Origin of the sequence: Bremerella sp. P1, assembly GCF_028748185.1 — a bacterium.
Taxonomy (GTDB): domain Bacteria; phylum Planctomycetota; class Planctomycetia; order Pirellulales; family Pirellulaceae; genus Bremerella.
This window is the reverse complement of the sequence record NZ_CP118164.1, coordinates 2,671,618-2,697,379: the sequence shown is the minus strand read 5'-3', so window position 1 is coordinate 2,697,379 and position 25,762 is coordinate 2,671,618. Positions and strand designations below refer to the sequence as shown.

Annotated in this window: 25 protein-coding genes; 16 read left to right on the top strand and 9 right to left on the bottom strand. The window is 54.0% G+C overall.

The genetic code is table 11. The features are described 5' to 3' along the window. Positions 1-86 precede the first annotated feature (86 nt). From PSR63_RS11160 to PSR63_RS11135, 6 genes are all read left to right on the top strand, one after another. On the top strand, positions 87-1,103 hold the full coding sequence (locus PSR63_RS11160; RefSeq protein ID WP_274333303.1) for a DUF1559 domain-containing protein: 1,017 nt from the start codon (positions 87-89) through the stop codon (positions 1,101-1,103). Next, complete coding sequence (locus PSR63_RS11155; RefSeq protein ID WP_274333301.1) at positions 1,100-1,546, top strand: hypothetical protein; 447 nt, start codon at positions 1,100-1,102, stop codon at positions 1,544-1,546. The genes PSR63_RS11160 and PSR63_RS11155 overlap by 4 nt, the downstream gene beginning before the upstream one ends. A 433-nt stretch (positions 1,547-1,979) precedes the next feature. After that, positions 1,980-2,996 (top strand): DUF1559 domain-containing protein, encoded by a 1,017-nt coding sequence (locus tag PSR63_RS11150; protein ID WP_274333299.1) that lies wholly within the window; start codon positions 1,980-1,982, stop codon positions 2,994-2,996. A gap of 96 nt (positions 2,997-3,092) precedes the next feature. Then, a complete protein-coding gene (locus PSR63_RS11145; protein ID WP_274333297.1) occupies positions 3,093-3,524 on the top strand; it encodes a hypothetical protein in 432 nt (143 codons plus the stop codon). Positions 3,525-4,269: 745 nt separating this feature from the next. Next, positions 4,270-5,238 (top strand): DUF1559 family PulG-like putative transporter, encoded by a 969-nt coding sequence (locus PSR63_RS11140; protein ID WP_274333295.1) that lies wholly within the window; start codon positions 4,270-4,272, stop codon positions 5,236-5,238. An 88-nt stretch (positions 5,239-5,326) separates the two neighbouring features. Next, positions 5,327-5,719 (top strand): hypothetical protein, encoded by a 393-nt coding sequence (locus tag PSR63_RS11135; RefSeq protein ID WP_274333293.1) that lies wholly within the window; start codon positions 5,327-5,329, stop codon positions 5,717-5,719. A 21-nt stretch (positions 5,720-5,740) separates the two neighbouring features. Here the strand turns inward: PSR63_RS11135 and PSR63_RS11130 are convergent, their stop codons facing one another. The 6 genes from PSR63_RS11130 to PSR63_RS11105 form a co-directional block, all read right to left on the bottom strand. Beyond that, positions 5,741-6,457 carry a hypothetical protein gene (locus tag PSR63_RS11130; protein ID WP_274333291.1) on the bottom strand — a complete coding sequence of 239 codons (717 nt, stop codon included), beginning with the start codon at positions 6,455-6,457 and terminating at the stop codon, positions 5,741-5,743. A gap of 211 nt (positions 6,458-6,668) precedes the next feature. Next, positions 6,669-7,607, bottom strand: a complete 939-nt coding sequence (locus PSR63_RS11125; RefSeq protein WP_274333289.1) for an EF-hand domain-containing protein — start codon at positions 7,605-7,607, stop codon at positions 6,669-6,671. Positions 7,608-7,684: 77 nt separating this feature from the next. Continuing rightward, positions 7,685-8,449 carry a protocatechuate 3,4-dioxygenase gene (locus tag PSR63_RS11120; protein ID WP_274333287.1) on the bottom strand — a complete coding sequence of 255 codons (765 nt, stop codon included), beginning with the start codon at positions 8,447-8,449 and terminating at the stop codon, positions 7,685-7,687. 147 nt (positions 8,450-8,596) lie between these two features. Further along, positions 8,597-10,096 (bottom strand): sulfatase-like hydrolase/transferase, encoded by a 1,500-nt coding sequence (locus PSR63_RS11115; RefSeq protein WP_274333285.1) that lies wholly within the window; start codon positions 10,094-10,096, stop codon positions 8,597-8,599. A gap of 82 nt (positions 10,097-10,178) precedes the next feature. Next, on the bottom strand, positions 10,179-10,610 hold the full coding sequence (locus PSR63_RS11110; RefSeq protein ID WP_274333284.1) for a MauE/DoxX family redox-associated membrane protein: 432 nt from the start codon (positions 10,608-10,610) through the stop codon (positions 10,179-10,181). A gap of 48 nt (positions 10,611-10,658) precedes the next feature. Then, on the bottom strand, positions 10,659-11,087 hold the full coding sequence (locus PSR63_RS11105) for a cupin domain-containing protein (RefSeq protein ID WP_274333282.1): 429 nt from the start codon (positions 11,085-11,087) through the stop codon (positions 10,659-10,661). A gap of 201 nt (positions 11,088-11,288) precedes the next feature. On the opposite strand from PSR63_RS11105, the gene PSR63_RS11100 reads away from it, so the two are divergent. Both PSR63_RS11100 and PSR63_RS11095 read left to right on the top strand, forming a co-directional pair. Continuing rightward, positions 11,289-12,365 (top strand): Gfo/Idh/MocA family protein, encoded by a 1,077-nt coding sequence (locus PSR63_RS11100; protein WP_274333280.1) that lies wholly within the window; start codon positions 11,289-11,291, stop codon positions 12,363-12,365. A 78-nt stretch (positions 12,366-12,443) separates the two neighbouring features. Further along, positions 12,444-13,283: a hypothetical protein gene (locus PSR63_RS11095; RefSeq protein WP_274333278.1), complete on the top strand. Its 840-nt coding sequence runs from the start codon at positions 12,444-12,446 to the stop codon at positions 13,281-13,283. A 27-nt stretch (positions 13,284-13,310) separates the two neighbouring features. Here the strand turns inward: PSR63_RS11095 and PSR63_RS11090 are convergent, their stop codons facing one another. The 3 genes from PSR63_RS11090 to PSR63_RS11080 form a co-directional block, all read right to left on the bottom strand. Then, on the bottom strand, positions 13,311-14,840 hold the full coding sequence (locus tag PSR63_RS11090; RefSeq protein WP_274333276.1) for a TolC family protein: 1,530 nt from the start codon (positions 14,838-14,840) through the stop codon (positions 13,311-13,313). A gap of 173 nt (positions 14,841-15,013) precedes the next feature. Further along, on the bottom strand, positions 15,014-15,532 hold the full coding sequence (locus PSR63_RS11085; RefSeq protein ID WP_274333274.1) for a dihydrofolate reductase family protein: 519 nt from the start codon (positions 15,530-15,532) through the stop codon (positions 15,014-15,016). A 117-nt stretch (positions 15,533-15,649) separates the two neighbouring features. Then, positions 15,650-17,428, bottom strand: coding sequence for a hypothetical protein (locus tag PSR63_RS11080; RefSeq protein WP_274333272.1), 1,779 nt, complete (start codon positions 17,426-17,428; stop codon positions 15,650-15,652). A gap of 951 nt (positions 17,429-18,379) precedes the next feature. On the opposite strand from PSR63_RS11080, the gene PSR63_RS11075 reads away from it, so the two are divergent. The 8 genes from PSR63_RS11075 (at position 18,380) to dnaN (ending at position 25,712) form a co-directional block, all read left to right on the top strand. Continuing rightward, a complete protein-coding gene (locus PSR63_RS11075; protein WP_274333270.1) occupies positions 18,380-18,904 on the top strand; it encodes a DUF3592 domain-containing protein in 525 nt (174 codons plus the stop codon). Positions 18,905-18,914: 10 nt separating this feature from the next. Beyond that, a complete protein-coding gene (locus PSR63_RS11070; RefSeq protein WP_274333268.1) occupies positions 18,915-19,430 on the top strand; it encodes a DUF3592 domain-containing protein in 516 nt (171 codons plus the stop codon). A 181-nt stretch (positions 19,431-19,611) separates the two neighbouring features. Then, positions 19,612-20,475, top strand: a complete 864-nt coding sequence (locus PSR63_RS11065) for a universal stress protein (RefSeq protein WP_274333266.1) — start codon at positions 19,612-19,614, stop codon at positions 20,473-20,475. Between the two features lie 39 nt (positions 20,476-20,514). After that, positions 20,515-20,724 carry a hypothetical protein gene (locus PSR63_RS11060; protein ID WP_274333264.1) on the top strand — a complete coding sequence of 70 codons (210 nt, stop codon included), beginning with the start codon at positions 20,515-20,517 and terminating at the stop codon, positions 20,722-20,724. A 177-nt stretch (positions 20,725-20,901) separates the two neighbouring features. Then, a complete protein-coding gene (locus PSR63_RS11055; protein WP_274333262.1) occupies positions 20,902-21,747 on the top strand; it encodes a hypothetical protein in 846 nt (281 codons plus the stop codon). Next, on the top strand, positions 21,744-22,892 hold the full coding sequence (locus PSR63_RS11050) for a cysteine desulfurase family protein (RefSeq protein WP_274333261.1): 1,149 nt from the start codon (positions 21,744-21,746) through the stop codon (positions 22,890-22,892). Before PSR63_RS11055 ends, PSR63_RS11050 begins: the two co-directional genes overlap by 4 nt. 194 nt (positions 22,893-23,086) lie before the next feature. Next, positions 23,087-24,169 (top strand): DnaA/Hda family protein, encoded by a 1,083-nt coding sequence (locus PSR63_RS11045; RefSeq protein WP_338000670.1) that lies wholly within the window; start codon positions 23,087-23,089, stop codon positions 24,167-24,169. A 427-nt stretch (positions 24,170-24,596) separates the two neighbouring features. Continuing rightward, the gene (dnaN, locus tag PSR63_RS11040) at positions 24,597-25,712 is read left to right on the top strand and encodes a DNA polymerase III subunit beta (RefSeq protein WP_274333260.1); all 1,116 of its coding nucleotides are present in this window, start codon (positions 24,597-24,599) and stop codon (positions 25,710-25,712) included. The last annotated feature ends 50 nt before the right edge of the window (positions 25,713-25,762 follow it).

The window sequence follows — 25,762 nt, the reverse complement described above, 5'->3', positions numbered from 1 at the left end:
TATCTGTCAGTACGCGGCAGCCTTTCATCCCCTTTTCGGCATTCCTGCCTGGTTGACCGTACCACGCTGATAGGGAGTCCATGATCATGCACTTATCGATGCGCATAAAAATGATCCCGGATAGGCTACGGAAGCAATCGCGAGGCTTCACGCTCGTCGAACTACTCGTAGTAATTGCCATCATCGGGGTTCTCATTGCCTTGCTCTTGCCGGCAGTTCAACAAGCGCGCGAGGCTGCTCGCCGTATGAGTTGCTCAAACCAGATGAAGCAAATCGGTCTCGCCTTGCACAACTATCACGATACCCATCTTGCATTCCCGCCTGGTGCGGTGAGTGGCCATGTGACTTGTGTGAATGGAACGACTCCGCTGGGTGGCAACAGCAACGAATGCACTCAGACATTCGCCCCGTGGACCGTGCTCATTCTTCCCTTTGTGGAACAGAATAGCCTGCACGACAAATTCGACTTCACGCGAATCTTCTCGCCCTTTAGCTCCAGCTGCTCATCCCCGAACAAGCAGTACCAATTCGAACCGCTCGAAATGTACAAGTGCCCGTCCGATCCCAACTCAGGCGGCGATGCCCCAACACTCAACTACCTGGCATGCCAGGGTGGTGGGGACCCAGGCACGGTGAACGCCGACCTTCACGTCGCATGTGCCGGCACCAGCAGCCCAACGCGTTACTTCTTCACCAACGGCATGTTCTACAACAACTCGCCTACTCGGTTCAGCGATGTGACTGACGGTACGACCAACACGTTCATGGTTGGCGAATCGATGTATCACTTCCTGTTAGGTTCGCACCCTGGCATCAAAACTCGCGAAACCAGCTGGGCTTCCGGCCAACTGGTTAACTCAGTATTCGCTACGCCGATCACGCTCTGTGCCGCGGCGAATCCCATTAACAGTGCGGTACCGATCTCGACATCTCATCAATTGGCGGAAATGACGTCGACCTTCGGTAGCCGTCACCCAGGCGGATGCATGTTCACGTTAGGAGACGCTTCGGTACGTTTCTTCAGTGAAAACATGGACCTCGCTGTTTATCGCTCGTTAGGTCGACGCGGAGACGGCGGACCGGTTGGAGGCTACTCCCCGTGAGCTTCCACCTTTATCAATTCATTGCTAGGCAGGGGCAGCTGTGGCCAATCGTGGCGACATTCATGGCGTTGTTCGCCACGGTTGGCTGCAGTTCAGGGGATGACGGTCCGAAGCGCTATCGCGTTTCCGGCGACGTCCTCTACGATGGCGAGCCCTTGCCGGCCGGTAAGATTTTCTTTACGCCGGACACCGAAGCCGGCAACAGCGGGCCTGGCGGTTACACCGACATTGTGGATGGTCGATACGATACCGACTGGGACAATGCCAAAGGTGTCGTACCAGGTCCCCACACGATACGCGTGGAAGGATTCGACGGGCAGTCCTCCGCCAAGAATGACTTTCATCCCAAGGGCAACATGCTGTTTCCCGTCTACCGGGATGAAATCGACGTGCCAGAGGAATCTTCCGAACACGACTTTGATATTCCGCTGAATCCCAGGTAAGCGGGTCATGCAACCTAATCGGGGCGGCTGGCATGTTAGCACGCCCTGATTAGTATCTTGATACCAACGTCTCTATAACGTTGAAGCGATGTCTTTAAGCGGCTCTCTCTCGCATCGTGTCCCTATCCGCTGCTCGCAACAAATCTCACCGATATTGCGAATCGGGCACAGCCCAGATTGCTTTCTGCTAGATTCTGGCGTAAATCGACCATTTGGCCGATATTTTTGGCTATTTTTGTGTCCCAAAGTGTGATATCCAATTCATTCACATTTTGGTTTACCCGATTCGCAAATTTCGTATTATTGGGCACTTCCTTAATTAGGCGGGGGACTGATCCCCTCTCCAACAATCATTTCCGTGGAAGCATCTCTTAGTAGATATCCACAACCACTTGAGTCTCTTCCTATATCTATCTATTCCTGGAGATCTTTCATGTCTGTGTCATTTCGTTCGCGTGTATCTGGCCGTTCTGGATTCACGTTGGTCGAACTCCTTGTGGTGATTGCGATCATTGGGGTTCTGATTGCCCTCTTACTTCCCGCTGTCCAACAGGCCCGCGAAGCGGCTCGGCGGATGACGTGTTCCAACAATTTGAAGCAGCTTGCACTCGCTTGCCACAACTACCACGATACGTTCGGCAAGTTCCCGCTGAGCTACAGCAACGGCGGCTACGACCAAAATAACAAGGGCACCAGTTGGCTACGCGAGACGCTCCCATTCATTGAGCAGTCCAACTTATACGACGCGATCGATTTCAATTACGGTATCGGCAATGATCCCGAAAACACGGCAACCACCTGGTACAGCAATCCAACCCAAGGCTCAAACGCCTGGGTCGCTCAGCAAAGCATCGACGCCTTTCTTTGCCCGAGCGATGGTTTGCACGACGACGGCAAAAGAAACAACCGTGCCAACATCGACGGTAACGCCCTGATGGGTGTGAACAACTACAAAGGCGTCTGTGGTGCGAACTGGGAATGGGGTACCTGGATTGTTAATTCGGGAACGCATGCTACTACCCCTTGGGGAACCACCGGCAACGGATTGGACTCGGGCAATGGCATCTTCTTTCGCGGGGGATCGAGGCCCTGCAAGACCGACATGGCCGACATCAAGGACGGTACGTCGAATACTTACATGATTGGTGAAGCGATCCCCGCTTACTGCAATCACTCCTGGTGGTGGTGGTTCAATGGAACTACCGGCACATGTGCGGTTCCTCCTAACCCTCGTGCCCAGAGCGGCTCCTGCCAGACCGGCAATCGTCATGCGGATCTACTCTGTGCGCATACCGACTGGCCGAACAACTACTCCTTCATGAGCTCACACCCAGGCGGCTTGCAGTTTGCCTATGCGGATGGAAGTGTTGCCTTCGTGTCCGAGACGATCGACATCACTGTCTACCGTAACAATGCCACGATGGCGGGCGGCGAAGTGAGTTCCAATTAGTCGCTCACTTGCCTGGATGTGTTTGTTTTCTTTTCCTCGATCACGGCAGCCTGCTATCGATGGCAGGCTGTCATCAACACTTGCCTAGAGATTCCCATGATCACCAATCGTTTCTTAGCTGGTCTACTGGCAATTGGAATCAGCGTTACGACGTCGCTTGGATGTAGCTCGGATGGACCGAGTCCCGTAACGGTCTTGGTCACTTATAAAGGCGAACCTGTCCAAGACGTTCGCGTGAATCTGCTTAATAGCAACGGGAAGTCGGCGTTTGCTTTCACCGATGAATCCGGCAAAGCGGACAGTTTCACGAGCACCACGCCAGGCGGAGGTGTCTTGCCAGGCGACTACACCGTAACGCTGGCCCCCAAACAAGAAACTCCTCCGTCCGACGCGGGAGCAGCCGCGTATGCGGCGCCCAAGACCAAGCTTTCTTTCCCTCGGAAGTATGTTTCCGACAGTTCATCCGACGCGAAAGTAAGCGTCACTTCCGATGGAACCAACGATTTCCAAGTGGAATTGACCGACTGAAGCTTGGCTTCGTGAATGACCCGGCCGGTGTCGTTGTGGTATCGTCCCTTAGAAAACCAAAACCATTGCCCTGGTTGTGCGGGGCAATGTGGCCTCCACGGCCTGCTTCGATGGATATGTTTGACTGTAAGCGATTGCCATCGAACTGAAATGTATGCTTGCTTGTCCGTTTGCGAGAATCTTGGCGCCGCCTGGAATCTTCTCTGCGAACCAATTCCGGAACTGCTCAATTCGCTTGAGATGGGTTACTGGCAATTCCCGATCTGTGCAGGCGAAGCGGCGCGGTCGGATCCTCCCTAATGAAAGCCCTCACCTGGCCTGACATCAGCGTGATTAACTCGTAACATACTTATATTTCCGTTACATAGGACTATATTAATACGTCCTTCTGGGGCAATCGAGTTCACCGGCAGTATTGGCTGTGGAAAAGAGCTCGATTTTGAGATTTATCGCTTCCCTGCTCGTTGCGAATCGGGCATATCCCATTTTGCACTTTCTGTTTTGCGGGGATCTTTCCCTGTTGTTACGGCCAGATATCTTCCGATATCACCTATGTTAGCCAGTGCCAACATTTTTCTTGTATTTTTATTGACCCGATTCGCAAATAAGCGCACACTAAGTTTCACTCAACTCGTCTGAGACAACTCATCCCGAAAATTCCTTTTCCAAATCAGCTTTCGTGCGGCAGTCACTTGCCGTATATGTCTCCTGTATTCTTTTGCCATTATCTCTATAGGTACATGCTATGATTACGCTTCGATCTAGCTCAAATTGGATTTCTCTTTCGCGCCGGCGCGGGTTTACGTTGGTCGAATTATTGGTGGTCATTGCGATCATCGGTGTTTTGATCGCCCTCTTACTGCCAGCAGTCCAGCAGGCACGGGAAGCAGCTCGCCGAATGTCGTGCACCAATAACATGAAACAGCTTGCTCTGGCGTTTCATAACTATCACGACACGTTCCAGAGATTTCCGATGGCGACCAACTGCAACATCAATGGTGCAGACCCTGGGCACTCCAGCAATCGACGGGTTTCGTTCTTTCACCTGATCATGCCGTTCATCGAGCAGACAGCCTACTACGACCAGATCATGCCTCGCGTCGAAAACAACGAGTTTCCCGGCGGTTGGCCGACCAACTTGCGTAATGTTGTGTTCGACGCATTTGTCTGCCCCTCGGAACCCCTTGGCGACAAGGTCGATCAACAAGGGTTTCATGGTACGTATCTCGTTTGCAATGGTTCGAGCCATACCGGAAGCGGTGCAAATCAGAGCAACGGTATCTTCTATCCTCGCAACAATACCGGCTTTGAAGACATCACCGATGGAACGTCCAATACGGCGATGCTGGGTGAGATCCGTCTTCAAGCCGATCACCTGGCTGCGTCGGGAACCGGTAATGTTGTGTGTGGTGGAAGTCATGATCTCCGCGGCCGATATCACAATCCTTACCACGGCAACATCTACTTCACGACTCTTCGCGCTCCCAATACGGACGTGGGTGACCGGGTGCAGTACTGCAACGGGACCGATATCGTTCCTTGCCGTGAATGTGCCAGCTCGAACATGGAAACCCATCTCCGCAGCTACCATCCTGGGGGCGCACACATCGCACTCGGTGACGGCTCAATCCGCTTCATCCCCGAGACGGTAAACCAGACTGTCTTTCAGGCCATTGGTTCCCGCAACGGCGGGGAAGTCGTCGAGATGCCGTAAGCGGCGGCTGTTTCTTTGACCAGGCAAGGTCAACCGGCGCTGGTTGACCTTGCGGTGCTTTCACCTGTGTTGCAAAAGAGAACTCAACATGCGCGCTTCGATTTTTGCCCTTTTTGTCCTCGTTTCAGGGATGACCTTGCTGGGATGTGCCGCATCCGATGAGCATCCCAAATATCCCGTATCTGGCACGATCACCTACGATGGTGAACCGATTGAAAGCGGGTCGATTGTGTTCGATCCGGTTGACGGGATTGGTCCATCGGCCATGGGAGGGATTGAAAATGGCGTAATCAAGGCCGAGGTCTCGGCCGGCGAGAAAATCTTGCGGATCAGTGCCGTACGTACGCTGGATAAGAAAGACCAGTACGGTGAATCGATCACCGAGTCCTTTATCCCGGACAAGTACAACGGGGAGTCACAAATTCACGAGACCGTAACGGCCGACGGGAAAAACGAACTAACCATTGAACTAGAGAAATAGCTCGGATCGTGCCAGGCTTGGTTACGGCCGAGCCTGGGCGTTCATTTGATCGTGAAACTCGCTTCCCAGAGACAGATTCGAGAACCGCTCGTGCCATGCTTGCACATCAGTGTGAACTTGTCGCATGGCAGCTTCCGGGCTTTCTGCCGTTGCTTCAAATCGCTGCGAATAATCGGACTGGCCAATCTTGATGGCGACCGTGCAGTGGAAGCGATAAACGCGGGGTGAATTCCCCCACGATTCCAGTCGATAGTAATTCGCCCCCAACTGATCCAGTTGGGTCTGGATGTCTTGTGTCCCCTGAGTAATCAAACCCGATGGCTGTGTGCTGGGTGCCGTCAGACGATCGCTTGGCAGCGGAAGATCTTGTATCGGATCGCTCGGAGACGAAGCAAACGCGGAAGGACGTTCTTCCTGTGAGACAACCTCGGAAGGGACTTCGAAACTGGCAGGACGAAACTCCGGTTCTTTAGACATCGTCGGCTGTTGAAAGTCGGCGAACTGTGTCACCGGAGCCAAAGTTGGGGCAACCGCAGGTTCTGGCGTCGTGGGCGCGGCCAAAGGAAAGCTCGATGGCTTCAGAATCGGCAGAGAAGGGGTATCCGCGGCCGCTTCTTCTTCCGGCCAGAATCCCTTGAGTGCTCCTTGAACCCCCTCGGGCATGATAGCAACCACCGGAAGGCCCACCAGAAACGTGAGAACAATCAGGGAGCGAATGGTTGTAAATTCTGAATTCACAAGTACTTCTTTCACGTAGGTCCATCTACCGAAGTCCCCAATCGTAAACCACTCTGGCAATCTGGGAAATAGGGATTTAGCCGTTGTGCATCCTTGCCACAGCGCATAAAAAAACCGGCCACCTGAAATTCAGGCGACCGGCCTCCGGAACGGAGTTTTCTGCGAATCGTACTCTTTCGAGCGGCACCACGATTCACACAATCAGGGAAACTTACGCGTCGTCGCGGTCACGTTCGCGACGTTCGCCTTCACGTTCACGATCCCCATCACGAGGACCGCGAGGACCGCGTTCACCGTCGCGTGGACCACGAGCGCCTTCAGGACGATCGCCTTCACGTGGACCACGGGCACCTTCGGGACGATCACCGTCGCGTGGGCCGCGGAACTGAGGACGACCTTCGGGGCGATCCCCTTCAGGGCGACGTTCACGCATTTCTTTCAGCGTGTTGCGTTGTTCTTCGTTCAAGATCGACATGAACTTCTTCTGCATCTCTTCCTGCAGAGCGCGGATCTCACGGCGTTGTCCTTCGGACAGTTCCAGACGTTCCATGACGAATGGAGGCATCATCATCGGACCACCGAAACCAGGACCACCGGACAAACCTTCTGGACGAGGACCAGGACGATCACCATCACGTGGTGGAGGACCTGGGCGGTCGCCTTCGCGTCGTTCACCATCGCGAGGACCGCGTGGACCACGATCACCTTCACGTGGAGGACCGGGACGATCCCCTTCACCACGACGCATTTCAGGACGATCACCTTCGCCACGAGGTGGGCCAGGTCGGTCACCTTCACGTGGTGGACCAGGACGATCGCCAGGACCTCGGCTGAAGGCCTTCTTCAATTCTTCCTTGGTAGTGACGCCATCCTTGTCCAGGTCAGCTCGCTCGACCATGGCAGCGCCACGACCTTCACCGGCTTCTTCCTTGGTGATCTTGCCGTCTTTGTCTTTATCGAGAGCATTCATCAGGCGCTCGATCATCTGTTCTGGATTGAACTCACGTGGGCCGCGATCGCCTTCACGTCGTTCGCCTTCGCGTGGGCCACGTGGGCCGCGTTCGCCATCTTGGGCGTTAGCCGTACCGAAGGCCGCACCGACCATCAGCAGCGAAAGCACTACTAGGGATTGTTTCCAAACGATCTTCATGGTTCTGTTTACTCTTTGCAGAAATGGGGAGACAAGTAAGTGGGTAATTAAAATACCCGCGTTCGTGAGTTGGTACGTTACGAATCACGCGGTGGTGGCCCTGGAGGACGTCCGCCAGGACCTCGGCCCGGTCCACGACCACCAGGAGGTGGACCAAATCGTCGCATATCGCGTTCATCAGGGGTTGCCCCGAGAACGATATCAAACGAAGCCGCGAACTCGTTCATCTTGGAGTCGGGAATCGGTTTGAAGTCGGTCACCAGGAGCTCGCGTTTTTCCGGATCGCGGACTTGGGAGAAAACCCCGTCCCGCTTGTTCCCTTCAAAGCCGCGAATCATCAGCTGAGTGGTCAGCAACTCTTTGTCCCCTTGCTTCACCTTGATGTGAATGTGAGGTGCCGGACGACCGGGGTAGGGGACTGGTTTGATGGTACGGAAGCGATATTCGCCTTTGCTTCCGGTGGTAAACCGACCGAAGCCTTGAAAGTTTCGGTCCTGTTGATCTTCTTTTCCGCTGCTATCGCGGGTGTGCAGATAGACAGCATTTGCATCGCACTGCCAGATCTCGATCGTGGCATCTTTCATCGGGCTACCACTCTTGTCGAGGATGCGACCCGTCAGATGGGTAATCTGCCCAACCGCCGGCGTGGTGCTGTCTTTGATGATGATCAGATCGTTATCCTGATCCAAAGGCAACTTATCGGGGTAGAATGGCCCCTCCGTGAGAAACGGCGTTGGCTTGAGCAGTTCCTCAGCAAATAGACCCGGCGTCGTAAAAAACGCGGTGCCCATCAGCCCCATGAATGCTCGGCGACCGCTACCAAAATGCGAACTGCGATGCATCGAAATACTCTTTCTGTTCGGGAAACAAAGCGCTGAAAGCGAGTTTTGCTCGTTCTCTAAAGGCATTCAACCAACGAAATGGCAATAGGTTTCGGTAGCTACTAAAAAAGCCGTTGAAATGTGCGGGAAATCGAATTCGCCGTGCAATTAAGGAGCAACTACCCACTCCGTCTTAACACGCGTCGTTTCAAATGCCCGGGCGGGTTCGTAATGCGAGTTTAATCGTGGCGCTGGCACGTCCATCGCTCGCATCCAATCGCGAAGCTGTCGATGCAGTTTGTTGCGCACCTCTGGCTTCGTTTCGACAAGGTCGTTTTGCTCGCCTAGATCCTTCTTCAGGTCATACAGCTCGATTCGATGACCGAGCACATATTGATGCTCGGAATCGAAGCGATCGCCAAACATTTCAATTAGCTTGAAGTCTCCCACGCGAATCGACGCGCACGGCGTCAGGCCCCAGTTCAAATCGTAGATCGGACTGTACTGGTAGATCGGTCGATCCGTGAAACTCGGGTCGGTACCTTTCGTGATGAGTTCACTTAAGTCGAAGCCATCAAGCGCTTGGTCTTCCACAGGCTTGTGCCCTGCTAGTTGAAAGCAAGTCGGTGCCAGGTCGACGGCATGCACCGGCGTGTGAATCACTTTGCCGGCCGGCCACTTTTTTGGCCAGCTCATGATTAGGGGAACGCGCACGCCTCCTTCATAGATCGAACCTTTGCCGGCGCGGAGCGGGGCATTGTCATACTCGTAGATATCAACGGCCAGCTTCGGTGTGTCCGGGTGAGGCTTCTGCAAGTTGCGATGATCCAACCGCCAGTCAATACCGCCGTTATCACTTAGGAAGATGATGACCGTGTCTTCGTATTCACCTAGTTTTTTCAGTCCTGCGATCAACTTACCGATCGAATGATCAATCGCTTCAAGACCCGCCAGGTAAACGGCCCGATTAGGTCCCTCGTCGGTGTAGCCTTGTTGGAGATACTTTTCTTCCAGCTCTTTAGGGGCTACTACCTTGCCGTGAATCATGTGATGCGACAGGTAGAAGAACCACGGGCCCTGTCGATTCTGTTCGACAAACTGAAGCGTCTGATCGGTCAGCCAATCGACTCCACGATCACCGCCTGGATCAAACTGCTTTTTTGGAACGGCCGTAGCAACGAAATCAAATCCAAAGTGCGAGGCGTTCTCCGGATTCAACGCGTTGTAGTTTCCATCGACGCCATTGTTCAAGTGCCACTTACCTGCGATGCCCGTTACGTAGCCGGCTTGCCGCAGCTGTGCTGCGATCGTCGGTTGATCGCGGGCCAGTTGTTCGACAAACGGAACTTCCTCGACACGTGCCCACGGGCAACCATACCAAGGAATCACATGCCACATGCGATTGCGGGCCGTGTACTGCCCCGAAAGAAGCGTCGCTCGAGTTGGCGTGCACTGCGAAGTTACGTAGGCATCGGTGAAACGAACGCCTGAGTTGGCGAGCTGATCGAGATTTGGTGTCGGTACGATTTTGCCGCCGTAACACCCTAGCGTCGTCCAGCCTTGGTCATCGGTTAGAACGAGCAGGATATTGGGCCTGGAAGTCTCCTCCGCCCAACTGGCCGAAGCAAGTATTAAGACCAGGAGAATCGATCGAAGGGGACCAGTCATCGAAAAAGCACTGGGTGGAAGGGAAGATGAGACGAGCGAATAAGATCGCTCAATTCTCATCCCTTCCAACAGTCAATGCAAACTAATCCGCTGGAGAACTCGTTGGAATCGCAGCCAATAAGAACGAAGCCGCCGCGGCGGTGAAGACCGAGTAATCCAGCGGCGACTTGATTCCGGTCGCAATGGTCATGGTCACTGCAAACACCATAAGCAGTGCCCCTGATGCCAGGGCGAACCAGCGAAGCTTCCATCCGATGAGAAGTCCGATTGCGATGATCACTTCGGCGATCGTCGCGACCCAGCCTAGCGGCGCGTGAAGCGCCACTGGAGCGAACCAGTTCAGTAGTGCCACATATTCGACAAACGGGTTCCACGTCCCCCAGGCAACACCTGGCTCACCCGGTGCGCCCCACATGCCGAATCGGTCGGCCACGGCTGAGAGAAACGAGGCGGCCAATGCTATTCGGAGAAAGACTTCCGCAAAGAATACGTTACGATCGCGCGTCGGTTGCATGAAAGGTTTGCCTGATTGGGTGAAACGGCTATCGGTAGGAATCGGATTCTAGGGCTTGTTCATCGGTTCGGGAATCGCCAGTTGCTTTGCATCACGCGGATGAACTACCACGGCAATTACACGTGTTTTGCCGGCCGTCTGGGGGTTCTTACCTACACGATGTAGGCACCCTGTTGGCTCGTAGAATGTTTCTCCCTGCTCAAAGACTTTCGTGGGTTGATCATCGATCCCCAATTCGTACTTTCCTTCCAGTACGTAGCCAAAGACAGGGCCCGGGTGTCGATGCGGCATCCCTTCACCCAGGGGATCAAGTTGGACTTCGACCACCGAAACCTTCGCATCGTGCCCTTCCAGTTTCTCGACAATATCTTGCGCCGAAATGGGAATGATCGTCTGCTTGGCTTGGTGCTGGGCAACTAAGACGCCGGCAGTACCCAAAAAGATGCCGACGGCCAGAGTAAGAATGCTGCGAAACATGGTGAGGTTTCCTCGTTAGTAGGGGGTAATAACCGCTGGTTCTAACGACCGGACGATATAAGGACACGGAATGTGACAAGGTTCAGCGCGTTTTCCAGTAATATTTTGGCAATTTGGAATCGGCTCGGCATTTCTCGAATTCGCCACTAAAACCGACTAAACTAGTCGCAGACCCATCCCACCTGATAAAGGCCTGCCACCATGACGAATCTCACCCGACGCCAATTCACCACGGCGACTGCCGCCGCCGTCACAACTCTCGCTGCTGGCGTGCATGCCGCCGAGCCGACAAGGGGCAACAAGATCAAGGTCGGGCAGATCGGTACCTCTCATGCCCATGCCTCGGGCAAAATGGACGCGATGCGGTCGATGTCCGATACGTATGAAGTGGTCGGGCTGGCAGACGTCGATCTCGATTTGGCCAAAAGTGCCACGCAGCGGAAGTCGTACGAAGGCCTGAAGGTGATGTCGATCGAGCAACTCTTGAACACACCAGGCCTACAAGCCGTTGCGGTCGAGACGGAAGTCAGGCAGTTGGTCCCCACCGCTAGAAAGTGTATCGAAGCCGGCATGCACATTCATTTGGATAAGCCGGCCGGGGAGTCGCTCTCGGCGTTTCGTGAACTATGCGAAGCCGCCGATGCGAAGAAGCGAACGATTCAAATGGGTTACATGCTGCGGTATAACCCAGCCTTCGAGCTTCTCTTTCAAGCAGCTCGCGAAGGATGGTTAGGCGAGATCTACGAGATTGACGCGATGATGGGCAAGCTGGCATCGCCTGGCCTGCGAAAGGATCTGGCCCAGTACGAAGGGGGTGGCATGTTTGAACTTGCTTGTCACTTGATCGACGCGGTCGTGACGATCCTGGGCAAGCCGGACGAAGTGATCGCCTTCACGAAACGAACCCAAGCACCCCAAGACACTTTCGCCGACAACCAGTTGGCAGTGCTCGATTATCCGAAAGCCACCGCCACGGTACGCTGCAATCACCTCGACCCATTCGGCTTTCCCCGCCGTCGATTCCAAGTTGCCGGCTCAGGTGGCGCGCTGGAGATCAAACAACTCGAATCGGGTGAAGTCGATCTTTCCCTGACCGAAGCCTACGGCCAGTTCAAGAAAGGAACGCAGCACCTCAGCCTGAAACGACAAGGCGGCCGCTACGACGGAGAGTTTACTGACCTGGCCAAAGTCATCCGCGGCGAGAAACAACTTGCTTGGGATCGCCAACATGACCTGGCCGTGCATGAGGTCGTGCTGAAAGCCTCAGGCATGGCTTAGTCGGGCATCCACTTCACCACTGGTCCGGCCGCCAGAGATTTCCCTGCCAACAATCACCTTCCTAGACTTCGGATACCTATGGCTCACTCAACTTCCCAGCCATCGGGGATGCCCCGACGTAATTTCATTCAACAAACGCTCGCCTTCTCGGCCATTTTGGGAGTGAGCGAATCTCTGTTTGCTCAATCCAAAATGAAGACGCAACTTCCTTTCGAGAAGATCGAATGCGAAGGAGCCTATGCGGGACATCTGCAAGGAGTATGTGCCGACGACGATGCGAAGATCTATTGGTCTTTCACCACGAAACTGGTGAAGACGAACTCAGACGGCAAGATCTTGCGCCAAGTGGAAGTGCCCACGCATCATGGCGACTTGTGCTACCACGATGGAAAAGTCTATGTGGCCACCAATCTTGGCAAGTTCAATCAACCGGCGGGGCAAGCTGATTCGTGGGTCTACGTGTACGACGCCGCATCGCTTGACCTACTCGTGAAGCATCCCGTCCAGGAGGCTGTGCACGGAGCCGGTGGCATGGAGTACCACGACGGGCGATTCTTTGTGGTAGGTGGATTGCCGGCGGATATCGAAGTGAATTATGTCTACGAATACGATCCGGAGTTCAAGTTTCTCAAGAGACATGTCATCCCGAGCGGACAAACCTATCTAGGCATTCAAACGGCCGCGTTTCATGACGGTCAGTGGTGGTTTGGCTGTTATGGCACGCCGCAAGAATTACTGAGAACGACTGCCGACTTCCAAGAGCCCAAGCGATTTCCCTACTTCGCCAGCTACGGCATCGTTCCTCTCTCGCCTGGAAAGTTTCTGATCGGACGAGGCAAGAACGAATCGGCAGGACAAATCGGATGGCTCGTCCCTGCGACCTCCGACCCTGAAGCCGGGATGAAGGATGCCTCCTAACAACAGAAGGCACCCACAGAGTCACAACTACTGCTGGCTAAACGTCTGACCACGCAGCCCGTCGCCACCTTGGAAGTCGGTGGGCTCGTCCAAACCGCCGGTGAGAAGCAGTCCGTCGATCTTGGCATGCGCTTTGGCAAGTTCACCCAAGGCATCGATGTACTGAAGATTTGTGTTGAAGTACGTTCGCCGGACAATCAGAACCTGAATGAAAGAAAACTCGCCGGCCGCATAGGCTTGTTCTGACAGGTCGAGCGTCTTTTTTGCCTTCGGCAAGATTTGTTGTTCGTAGCGTTCGACTGCGACCAAGGCCGAGTCGTATTCCTTGGCGACGCCAGCCAACCGGGCTTTCAGCGACATCTCGATACGCTTCACGGCATGGGTAGCTCGGCAGTATTCGCGATACGCGGCCGAAACGTTACCACTGTTATCGTTAAAGACAGGAATCGGGGCACCGACGAAAACATTGATCATCCCGCTGCCGGTGCTGTTGTCGTGTCCCGCTTCGATGGCAGCAATGATATTGGGAATATGTTGGACCTCTTGTCGGGTCATATTCGAGCGGGCCTGGTTTACCCGGCTGTAGCTGGCTTGCAGTTCCGGACTGTTGCCCAGCAAGTCGCTGTAGATCGCATTCCACTCGAGGTTACCGATCTGAGGGTTCAACTCGCCGGATAGCTGACTACGCTGCATGTCCGGTACGCCAGCGGTGGCGGCCATCTCTTGCCAGGCGGCATCCCAGGCAAACTGAGCTTGCTGTCGAAGGACTTCGACTTCGTTCAACTGAATCTCGGCTTGCAGCGGATCGGATTGTGAAGCTTCTTTGGCTTCAAACCGCTTTTGAGCAAGCTCGGCGCCTTTAGCGACCACACCATGAAAGTCGTCGATCACATCCATCCGGCGCTGGGCGACCAAGGCATCCAGGAACGCCAGACGCACGTCGGTAAGCACACGATATCGTTGCGACTCGACATCCCACTTCTGCGCTTCAACGGCGTGGCCGAGCACATTGCGGTTCAGGTCTAACTTGCCGGCAGTGACAAACTCGCGTTCCACGGTCACCAGGTGTTGATCCGTATTTTGATCGGCTAACTGGCTTCCTGAATATCCGACAATCGGATTGGCGGACAGACCAACCTGATAGCGATAGTCGGAAGCAGCCTGGGCCGATGCCGAAATCTGACGGATGGTGGGGTTGTTTGCCAGAGCCAAGTCTTGCAGCTGCGCCAGCGTCATGCCTTTTCCTTCGACCGTCGGAAGCGCGGGCACCTTGGTTGCTTGAGCCACTTCAAATGCAGGGATATCCGCTGGTGCGATCTCGGGAGGAAGGATGTTAGTTGGTTCCAGTACCGCCGGCTTAATCACCGAGAACGGCTCTTGATGGTCAACGACTTGTACCTCGGACTTGGTTTCGGCCTGGGAAATCGGTGCCGGATCAAGCGGGACAATCTCTTCCGAGTAGGTGGCTGGTTTGGAATGGGGAAGCACGCAGCCGGCAATGGAAGGAATTGCCAAGACTAGTGACCATTGCCAAACATTTAGCTTCCCGATCGCCATGCGATAACCCTAATACTAGCGGTGCAAGCACCGATTCAATCGTAAGAACCGGCTTAATACATGTATTAGGAAGTTCGGCAAGCGTTGGATGTTCAAATCACGGAATGTTTCTGGCAGGCAGGGATCAATAGGCGGGTGGCGTTAAACTGTAACGATCTCTGGTAGTAGCAGTACTATCGCAAGACGTCGTAGTCGATCTGCACGAGCCCCTGGCCAAACGTGTGCGAGTGTTTCACTTTCAGGCGTGTATCACGACCGATATGGGCGACCAGTGGTAGGCCTTCACCCAAAATAATGGGTTGGACAAAGACCTTGAGTTCGTCGATCGCTCCAACATGCAGAAACGACGCTGCTAACTGTCCGCCACCTACCACCCAGACATCTTTGCCGGGCTGCGAATGAATCCAGCGGACGAAGTCAGACACCGGCTGACGAACGACTTCCGCGTGCTGGCATTGCAACATCTTGCGTGAGAAGACGAAGTTCTTCTTCTCGGCGTAGGGGTAGGGACCGAAGGTTAAAACGTGTTCGTAGGTATTTCGACCCTGAACGACCGTATCGATCGACTCGAGGAAGGTCGAGAATCCGAAGTCCTCGTTCCCTTCCGCTTGAATAAGCCAATCGATGGCTCCATTTGGCCGCGCGATGAATCCATCCAGGCTGGCCGTAACAAAGTAGATAATCTTTCTCACAGAATCTCTTCTCCTAAGGCGCTGTGTCTTACAGACGCATCGGAAACGGGTGCAGCGAATCCTTGAAGGCTCACTACGTCTGCTGTGAGAAACGGTTCGACATAGCTCGATGTTTGTCTATCGCATCGGTGTCGATGGATTCGACGTGCTAGCCTTGGGCGTCGGAATGATCAGCCGTAGCGGATTGTTTTTTACCTGGGCAAGTTCCCAAGTACCGTTGAGTTGGCCCGATCGGATGGCGAGAGAAGGAGAAGTTGCATCGACGATGGGAAAGATCGCCGGCCCCAGGTAAAGTCCTATGAAATCATCAAGCCGCCGATGACTCGGAGCCGCGACGATTGCTCCTTCGGCTTTGCCAGTGTTCGGGCTATGAAGCGTAACGTAGTCAATGGAAGTTCCCGCCGTGAATTCTGGCGATGTGATCCCGATCAGGAACTCTTGCTGCGTCAGGAATCGATTCTTCTCTATTCGCTCGTGTTCCAACATTTGCACGGTTTTGACGACTTCCAGACGCACATTATGCATGTAACGAAACTGAATCGCGTGATACATGTGCGAGCTGTAGTTGGAAGTCAAAAGCCACGCTTCATCCATGTCGCCAAGCATCGGAAATGCAAGAACAGGAATGGCAACAAAAGGATCTGTCGATGGCTCAAGGACCTGATTGATCTCTTTTTCTAGTCGATCAGTACAACCAGGAATGTGTTCCTGATAAATGATTCGTTCCGTGGCCCGCTGGAACGTTTCCTTGAAATCGAGTTGCTCGGCAGTTTGTTCACGCAACAAGTAGTCAATTGACTTCACGACTTCCTGGCTCATACTTCGCTTCAATCTACGGCGCAAACTGGGTTCGACTTCGCCGGTGTCGTTCAGCATTACGTTGTAGGCTTCGGGCGGTACGGGATTGGTTGTTCCAAGAATGGCTTGAAATACGAGATAGCGATATGCTTCGATCGGCACCATGGAAAACGAGTCTTCGACTCGCCGGTCGAGTGACTGATTTGCGATGGCGTGCAACAGCTTCAAATCGTCGATCGTTGAATCGAGGTCATCCTGATGAAGTCGCGCCAAAGCGTGCAAAGCCGTGAATCGTGCGACTTCTTCATCCCAGTGCCGATACTCAAGTCCTTCCCGAAGTACTTGCCGGCGGAGTTCGAGAAAAGCATCTTCGTGGCGCTGGGCATAGTCCAGAACACTTTGCGTGTGTGGAAAGCCAGGCAGGAATATTTTCAACAGGTCATAATCATTTCGGCGAAAGATGATATTCGCTGATAGAGGTTGTTTCTTTCCCTGACGATAGTTTTCCAAAATCCAATCAGGCGATTCATCTTCCAAGATCGCCAAAAGAAGTGCGTCGTGCACGGCCGCTGCATCATTTTGTTGGCGAGGAGCAACTTCTTCCTGCACATCTAAGATGGCCTGATGTTTGTCGCGGATATCGGCGAGACGGCCCTTGGCTCGGAGGTCAGCCAGAAAGAAGAGCGTCCAGGTGATCGTCAGTGCCAAGGGACCAGCAATGACTAGTTTCCAGGTCGTCCAACTTCGCGCGCTCCGCTGTCGATTGCCATCGTCATCGATTCGCGGCCACAGACCACTCACTGTACCGACAAGGACGCCTGCGATTGCCCCGATAGTAGAGACTAGTAAGAGGATCGTGAACGAAAACTCTAACATGCCAAAGATGGTCAAAGCGTCGGAAAGCCGCACACCAGAGCGATCGTCGTGCTGGTTGAGTGCGGCACTCCCAATGATCATCGGCAGAATAAAACCCCCGACAATCAACAGCACGCCGCCAACCAAGTTCCAGCGCAGCTTCAAACAAAGAGTGGACACACAGAAACCGGCAATCGCCCAGCTAATGGCAAACAAAGCTAACAGGATGAGGTAAGCGCTCATGAGGCGAGCTGGCGTAGGGTTTGGGGGGTGGAGAAGAGCAGGGGTATGGGGATGAATTTAGAGCAAATCTGCAATTCGGGCGAGTAAATTTTCCAGTACTTTCCATCTTTTACTCGCGATATCCGCATCTAAGCAGGAGGGGGCTTTGCGGAACTACCCAGCATGGATTAAACCGGAAGTATCAAGGCATCATTCGTGGTATTACCTAACAGTAGATACGTAATGGACGGTCTTCATTCATTAGGATGTAGCAGTGCAATCGCTGCCGCGAACGAAACATTCGACTCGGAAATAAGTCGTCTAAGACAGTCGCTTGCTCACGCCACTTCGGCGGAAGAAGAAGCAGCGATTGAACAGCAGATGCGCGAATGCGAATCTCGCCATCGCGACCTGCTTTCTTCGCTTCAGCGTTCTCTTTCTTAGTTACAACAGAACGACGTTTTATCGTCGAAGGTAGATTTTCAAGGGCGACTCGTGAGTCGCCCTTCTTTGTTTCTTGCCAGGTCTTCTCAGGCGCTATGCTATTTGCCCCAGACTCGCCAAGCCCAGTACCCAGTTATCACTACGGATGTCAGCGCGTAAACACAACAAACACTGGCAGCAAGCATCGACAGAAACATGGGAAATCCTCATCGCATGATTTGGGGAAGCGCGTACGAATTCAACTTTGGGGAAGTTGCTGATGCTTCTACGAGACAACTTCACCACGGTTAGGTGACACGAATTCCTGCAATGAATGGCCTGTACCCGTCGTTTATTGAAAAACTGGATCCACGTCTGCCACCGGTGAGGGGATGGCCACTATCTTCGTCATAACCGGCAACTTCCGCTGGCGAAGTGGCAACGGATGCCGGGGAACTTCGAAATGTCAGCAACGATTTCGTGTTACGAGCGAACTTTACCAAGAGAGGCGAGCGGCTCCCTTTCCGGTAACTTTCTTCGAGTGGTTTCATGTCTAAACTCTTCACATCCCTGTTCGTGTTGTTCTTCGTCGGTTTCGGCGTCGGCTTTCTAGGCTATGGGATCTACCAACTGGATCAGGCCAGCCGAACCACGCAGTGGCCGGCCGTGCGAGGTGAAGTTCTCGAGTGCAAACTCCGCTCGCACACCAACGACCATAAAGAAACGTGGGCCTGTTATGTGAAATATGCCTATGACATCGACGGGCAGTTTTACGAAGGAGACCGTATCGCCTACGGATACAACGGCACCAACAACAAGAGCATGCACTCGAACTTGCAGAGAAAGCTCAGCCGATCGCGGTACGTTCGCGTCTATTTCGACCCACAAAACCCGGGCGAAAGTACTTTGGCAACCGGTATCCACCGCAGTGCTTACCTGCCGGTCATCTTTGGCGGTGCCTGGCTGGCATTTTGTGGCGGCATCTTTGCGCTAGTCTTCATGGGTAGTTCTTTGAAGAACTTACCGCAACGTCTGGCCCAACTGAATCATCGATCCCTGACTCCCGCTGGCTGAGAGGAAAACCATGTCGAAAGATACAATTGCGATGCTGGTGATGGGTGGTTTCAATTTGATTGGGCTGGTGATTGTCGGCTACGGCTTACGAGACATTTACCGTGCCTGGCGCAGCAACTCGTGGGAGAAAACTGGGGCCCGGTTGATTGAAGCAAGCATCGAAGAGACGGTACGTAAAAACACCAAATCAAACCGACACGTGTTCGAAGTCAAAGCGACTTACGAATACGACGTTTGTGGACGCCCTTTCCAAGGGACGAACATCGCATCGAGCTATATCCCAACCAATGAGCGGGAAGACCACGAGAAGCTGCTCGATGCCCTGAACTCGATCCCGAGCCTGAACGTCTATTATGATCCGCTTCGCCCCGAGAAATGCACCTTGGTACCAGGCTTCGACGGCGGGACTTTCTCGCTGTTGGCCCTGGGGATCATGTGGCTTGCGGTTACCGTCGGAATTACTGGGATGATCCTCCTAATTCAAGGAGGAGATCCCGAGTTGATTCAGAGTATCTCGATGGGATAAGTCGGTAAGATTTGCACCCTTATTTCCCGCTTGAAAATCGATTTGAGAGCCATCCCGAACCACCGTTTGCAATGCTACAATAGATAGGTGGCGGCGGAGGTCTTCAGGTCGATGGGAAGCGACCGTCCGCTTAGCGATCTTACACCGGTCCAAGCCGACCATTGGGGAAGGAAACAGTATCATGATTCGCAGCGCACTTATCGCCCTGGACAATTCTCCCTCCAGCAAGACCGCTCTCGATATGGCGATCGCATTTTGCCATCGTTACGCGGCCCACGAGGATGGTCGGTCCGGCTGCATTCATTTGTCAGGCGTCGCCGTGGTCGACATCCCCGGGATCAAGACTCCAACCAGCTTGCCCATCGGCGCCGGCGCCTACAAAAAGCATCGCGACGAAACGTTGATTTCTGAAGCGAAACAAAGAGCGGAAGAGATCCTCCAGAACTTTGAGACCCGCTGCAAAGAAGCTGAAGTCCCATTCACCGCGATCCCCAGCGAAGGTCTTCCCTACGAACAGATCGAACGCCATGCCCTACGCCACGATGTGGTCTTGATCGGCCGAGACACCAATTTCCACTACGAAACCAGCGAAGATGTTGGTGCTACGGTTCGTAAGCTTCTGGTCGACAATGCTCGTCCCGTGATCGTTTACCCCCAGAAACTGCCGGATAATCATCGGGTTGTGATCGCTTACGACGGCAGTGCCACGGCGGCCCATGCTCTCCAAATGTGGACCCTCTTGGAGATTCGTGGACCAAAGACACAAGTCCACGTGGTGAGTATTTCCGATCAGGAAGCCAAAGCCATGCCACGATTGGAAGAGGCAGCTCAATTCCTGAATTTCCACGGGATCGACCCGCAGCTGCACTATGTCCCCAAAGAACGTCGTGTGGTGGAAATGCTGGCCGAAAAGGTCAAAGAACTGAGTCCGCGGATGGTTGTGCTGGGGGCTTATGGCCGCGGCGGATTCAAGGAGACCTTGTTCGGGTCTTCGACCAACAAGATGCTGGAAACGGCCAATTGTCCGCTTTTCCTCTATAAATAATTGCTCGACAGAAGTTTTCACGGTTTGGTTTATCGCTGCATGAAACGTCAACTTGGATTAGGAAGACGCCGCGGACAAATCCCTACCGGGACCATTCTGATGATGGCCGGGGTCATGGATATTCTGATGGCCCTAGGACTCTGGTTCTTCATGGGCCAGGGAGACATGATGATGACTCTTGTCTTTGGGTTCATTGGTCTTTCCGGCCTGGGCCTGATCGGCTTTGGGTTTATGCAGAACCTTAAATAAGCCGTTGCCGGCGTACGAAAACAGCGGGAATCTCGTAAACGCTGTCGGCAGGCACTAAACTAAAGGGGATCGGGGAATCATTCCGAATTCCCCTTTTTTGGCCCCCATTCATTCACGGCGATTGCTTTGAGTCCGGCATCTCGTAGTTCTGCACCTGCTCCTGCTCAGAATCAGACGATGTTGCGCGTCTTCGTCATCGTTCTGATTCTGTTGGTGATTGGCGTGATTGGCTTAACCATTGTGCTCGGCACTTCGAGTCACTCTGGCGTGCAGTTTTCGCCGGATGGTTTTCAGCGGCGGAGGTTTAGCTACTACGAAGCTTTCGGGGTACGACTAACGGCCACCGATTACTTCAACAACACAGGCAATCTGGAACTCGACCTCGCCAAAAACAAGTGGATCACCTACTCAGGCAGGAAGCCGAAGGACGAAGACTGGGTCATCGTTTCACATTTCACCCACGGAACGATGTACGAGAGTGATGCCGCGATCCTGATCGATTATCTCGACATGTCCAATGCGACCGGAGCGATCGATCTCGATCGTTGGGGCCAAGCCAACCCTGGCTACGCAGCCGTAATGTGGCCCGAAATCCAAAAGGCGGCCGAGGGAAACATGTACATCTTGATCCCTGACATTCTCCATCACATGCTGGACCTGAGTCGGCAAAAGAATAACCCGCTGCCCCAGGACTGGCTGAAAGAAGATGACAAACCCGATGTTCCGGCCGACGCCCTAACCAATCAACAAAAATCCGCAGGGGAAACTCAGCAGAAGACGATCGGCCAGCAAAGCCTCGACCCGTTCCTCGTCGAGTTGTACATGACTGCTGGCAAAGCAGCTCAAGATGCGAATCAAACCAAGCGCGCCCGCTTCTGCTACGAGCAAGTCCTCCGCTTAGCTCCCGAAACACGAGAGGCCCAGCAGCAACTCGACAAACTTCCAGCGGCAGCCGAAGAAGAGACTGCCCAAGACGAGGCTTCCGATGACGAAGAAACATCGGAAGATGAACCTGAAAATTGATTTACGTCGACAACAATGCGACGACACCCATGGCCGTAGAAGTCGCCGAGGCCATGAGTCAGGCCTACGAGTCGGCTTTCTTTAATCCCTCGAGCCAACATCAAGCAGGCCAGAAGGCTCGCCGTCGCCTCGATGACGCCAGAGAAACAATTCTCAATCTGCTGGGAGCTGAGACGACTCGTTTCGCCAGCGATCGCTTGGTGTTTACCAGTGGGGGAACGGAGGCCAACAATTTGGCTTTGTTTGGCTTAGGCAAAGAAACAAATGGCCAGGTCATCATCTCTGCGATCGAACATCCGAGTATCTCCGAAGCAGCCGATCAGTTGGCTTTGCGCGGTGTGAAAGTTCGTGTGCTGCCAGTCGACAACAATGGTGTCGTCCAATTAGCCGAACTTGATCAATGGCTCGCAGAGCCAACGCGACTGGTAAGTGTCATGCTGGGGAACAATGAGACCGGCGTCCTTCAACCCATAGGCGAGATCGCAACCATTTGTCGTCATCGGGAAGTCCCTTTGCATGTCGACGCCGTGCAGGGGATTGGCAAAATACCCGTGAATTTCCGGAAATTAGGTGCCTCGGCGATGACGCTGACCCCTCATAAGTTTCACGGTCCGCGGGGTATTGGAGCGCTCGTGCTGGATGATCATGTGACATTGAATCCGACGATGTTCGGTGGTTCTCAGCAATTGGCCCTGCGACCTGGTACTGAGAGCGTAGAACTGGCGATCGGCTTTGAAAAAGCCTTGCAGTTAGCCATCGAAGCCATGCCGGAAGCCGGCCCGAGTATGCAGGTCCTGAGGGATCGGCTGGAAGCGCTTCTCACCGATCTGGTCGGAGAGGACGAAATGCAAGTCATCGGCCGCGATGCTCCACGTCTTCCCCACACGTCGAACACTGCATTTCCAGGCATCGACCGGCAGGCCTTGGTGATGGCTTTGGACATGGCTGGAGTCGCTTGCAGCACCGGTTCCGCATGTGCCAGCGGGTCATCCGAGCCGTCCCCTACGTTGATCGCGATGGGGCTGCCAGAAGATGTAGTTTCTGGTTCGATTCGCTTAAGTTTAAGCCGCTTCACGACCGAGCCAGAGGTCGATGAAGTCGCAAGTCGTATCTCCAATTGCATCAAGCATTTACGTCAACGTTAAAACGGCCGATAAATGGCTTCCCTGGCTAGTTTTCCCTGTGGAAAACCTCTATAATCTGGGCTTGGTAGATTGAACCCTGAGGATCACGTCCTTAGTGGCTATCTGCCGCCCCTTTGGGGCTTGGGAGTTTGCATTAGGCGAACTCTGCCGATTGAGCTTTTCCACGTTGTCTGACAGACACAGACGGAGTTTCGGTGGTTACGGAGATCATCACCATTGCCTTGCCTTGGGTCCGCCAGGAGGATCCCGCCTACATTGGGTCGGTAAAACGGTCCATTGAGGGTCTGCGCCCCTTCGTGGCAGGGCCAGAAAACCGCATGATTCAATCGGCGGTCGAAGCATTGAAGCACGATGCCTCGCAGTTCTCGCCTGTAGTCATCTACGGCCCCAGTGGTTCTGGCAAATCACACTTGCTGCAAGGACTCACGGGCGTTCTGGTCGAAAAAGAGCCTGACCTGAAGGTTCTGTCCGTGACCGGCAGTGATTTTGCTCGCGAGTATGGCAATGCCTTGCGTCAAGAAACGGCCAGTAGCACGCGAACCGAGTTCTTCGGCACCGATGTGCTGGTGATTGAGGATCTGCACGAGTTGTTGCACTTCCCATCGATGCAGCAGGTTCTGTTGCATTTGCTCGACGAACTCGAACGGCGTGGTGCCACGGTTCTGGTTTCGTGCCGCGAAAATCCGATCGGCATGGAAGGGTTCTCGACCGAACTTCGCAGTCGCTTGTCGGCCGGCCTGTTGGTTCCCGTCGTGCTGCCAGAGCAGGGAACACGGGAAGTCCTGATCCAAGGGATCGCAACACGGCACAATCGCCAGATCACCAAGATGGCGGCCCAGAAACTGGCCGTGGCCTTTCCGCATGGCCTGCTTCAACTCAGCGGAATCGTGAACCGACTAATCGCCCAGACCAGGGCCAACCAAATCATCGATACGGCGGTCGTCGACTCGCTACTTCAAAGCGAACACAACACGGCCAGGGTCAGTCTCCGTAATATCGCCAGCATGACGGCCAAGTACTTCCGCGTGAAGGTTGCCGACATGAAGGGGAGTTCGCGGCGGCAAAGTATCGTTCAGGCTCGCAGCGTCGCCATGCTGCTCGCCCGGCAACTCACGGAAGAAAGCCTTAAAGTGGTCGGAAAACATTTCGGCGGCCGCGATCACACCACCGTCATGCATGCGGTGAGCAGCATGGAAGCCAAACTCAAAAAGGATGTCGCTTTGAGAGAAGCCGTACTAGAGCTGCGAGAGAGCATCTTGCAGCGTAGTGCCGCGTGAACCCTTGAAGCATGAATTTCGAAGCGGACCTCGCTGGTCTCCTTGAACCTTAAGGATGAAACAGTGAGGAGCTTTGAAGAAAGTAAACGGATTAACAAGGGTACCACTGGCACCCTGACTTTTCAGTCGAACACAGAAGAGGTAGTGGATAAGGTGTTGGTTTTGTGTGCAAGGATGTCGACAGCGTGTCGCTTATCAACCTCGCTTCAAACGACCAACACCGCTAGCGAACTTGTCGACGCTCAAGTGACAGGAAAACAACGGCCTAGCGCCAAGTTTTTCACACCCCACCTAGCTTCATTTGATTCGAAGCTAGCCGAGCAAAACGCACGTTAAACGTTACTTATCGACAGCTCGGAGCGCCGCCTTACTACTACTACTCTTTCGAAAAACTAATAAGAAGACATTTGTTGGATTAACGAGCTCCATGAAAATCACTTTCGATCGCGAGAAGTTTCAGACGGCATTCCAGACGGCGGCCATGGTGGCACCCAGCCGTAGTCCCAAGCCGATCCTGCAAAACGTCAAACTCGACGCCACCGAAAAGGCCACGATTCTGATGGCTACCGACATGGAGATCGGGGTTCGCATCGAGGTCGAAGGCATCGAAGTCGAGCAAGCCGGTAGCATCGTTCTACCCGTGGCTCGGTTTGGTTCTATCTTGAAGGAGGTTCGCGATGAGCGACTCAGCGTGCAGCGGGAAGAATCACGAACCGTCGTGCAAGCCCAGCACAGCAAGTTCACCCTGTCGAGCGAAGACCCCGACGAGTTTCCCACCGTGCAAACGTTCGCGGAGGGTAAGTACCATGAAGTATCGGCTCGGGTTCTCAAAGAACTGATTCGTCGTACCCTTTTCGCCACCGATACTGAAAGCGGTCGTTACGCTTTGGGTGGTGTTCTATTGGAACTGGGTGAAAACAGCATTACCGCGGTCGCTACCGACGGACGTCGACTGGCCAAGATGGAAGGTCCTGCGACGCAGATCGAAGATCACGGTAATTCCGACGCGATGACGATCATTCCATCGCGAGCGATGCAGCTGATCGAACGTAGCCTGACCGACCTGGACGCGACGGTGCAGATCGCATCCCGTACCAACGACGTACTCGTCAAAGTCGGCCCAGCCACGATTTATGCTCGCCTAGTGGAAGGTCGTTTCCCGAAATGGCGGGACGTGCTTCCTGAGAAGCGTGAAGCGGCCCACATTGAGATGTCGGTTGGCCCAGCGTTCGCCGCGCTTCGTCAGGCAGCCATTGTGACGTCCGACGAGAGCCGTGGGATCGACTTCACGTTCGGTCATGGCTCGATGATCCTTTCCAGCAATACGGCCGAGGTGGGCGATTCTCGCGTCGAGATTCCGATCCCTTACGACGGCGAGAATGTCGAGATCACGATGGACCATCGTTTCGTGGCTGACTTCTACAAGGTGCTGGGTAGCGAAAGCAATTTCACGCTCAACATCCAGAATGCCGAAAGTGCCGCCCTATTCAGTACAGACGACAACTACGACTACGTCGTCATGCCGTTGGCACGCGATCGGTAAGCCCGGTTGGGCGTCGGCTGGGTCGCGACCCAGTGCAATGCCATGGCGGA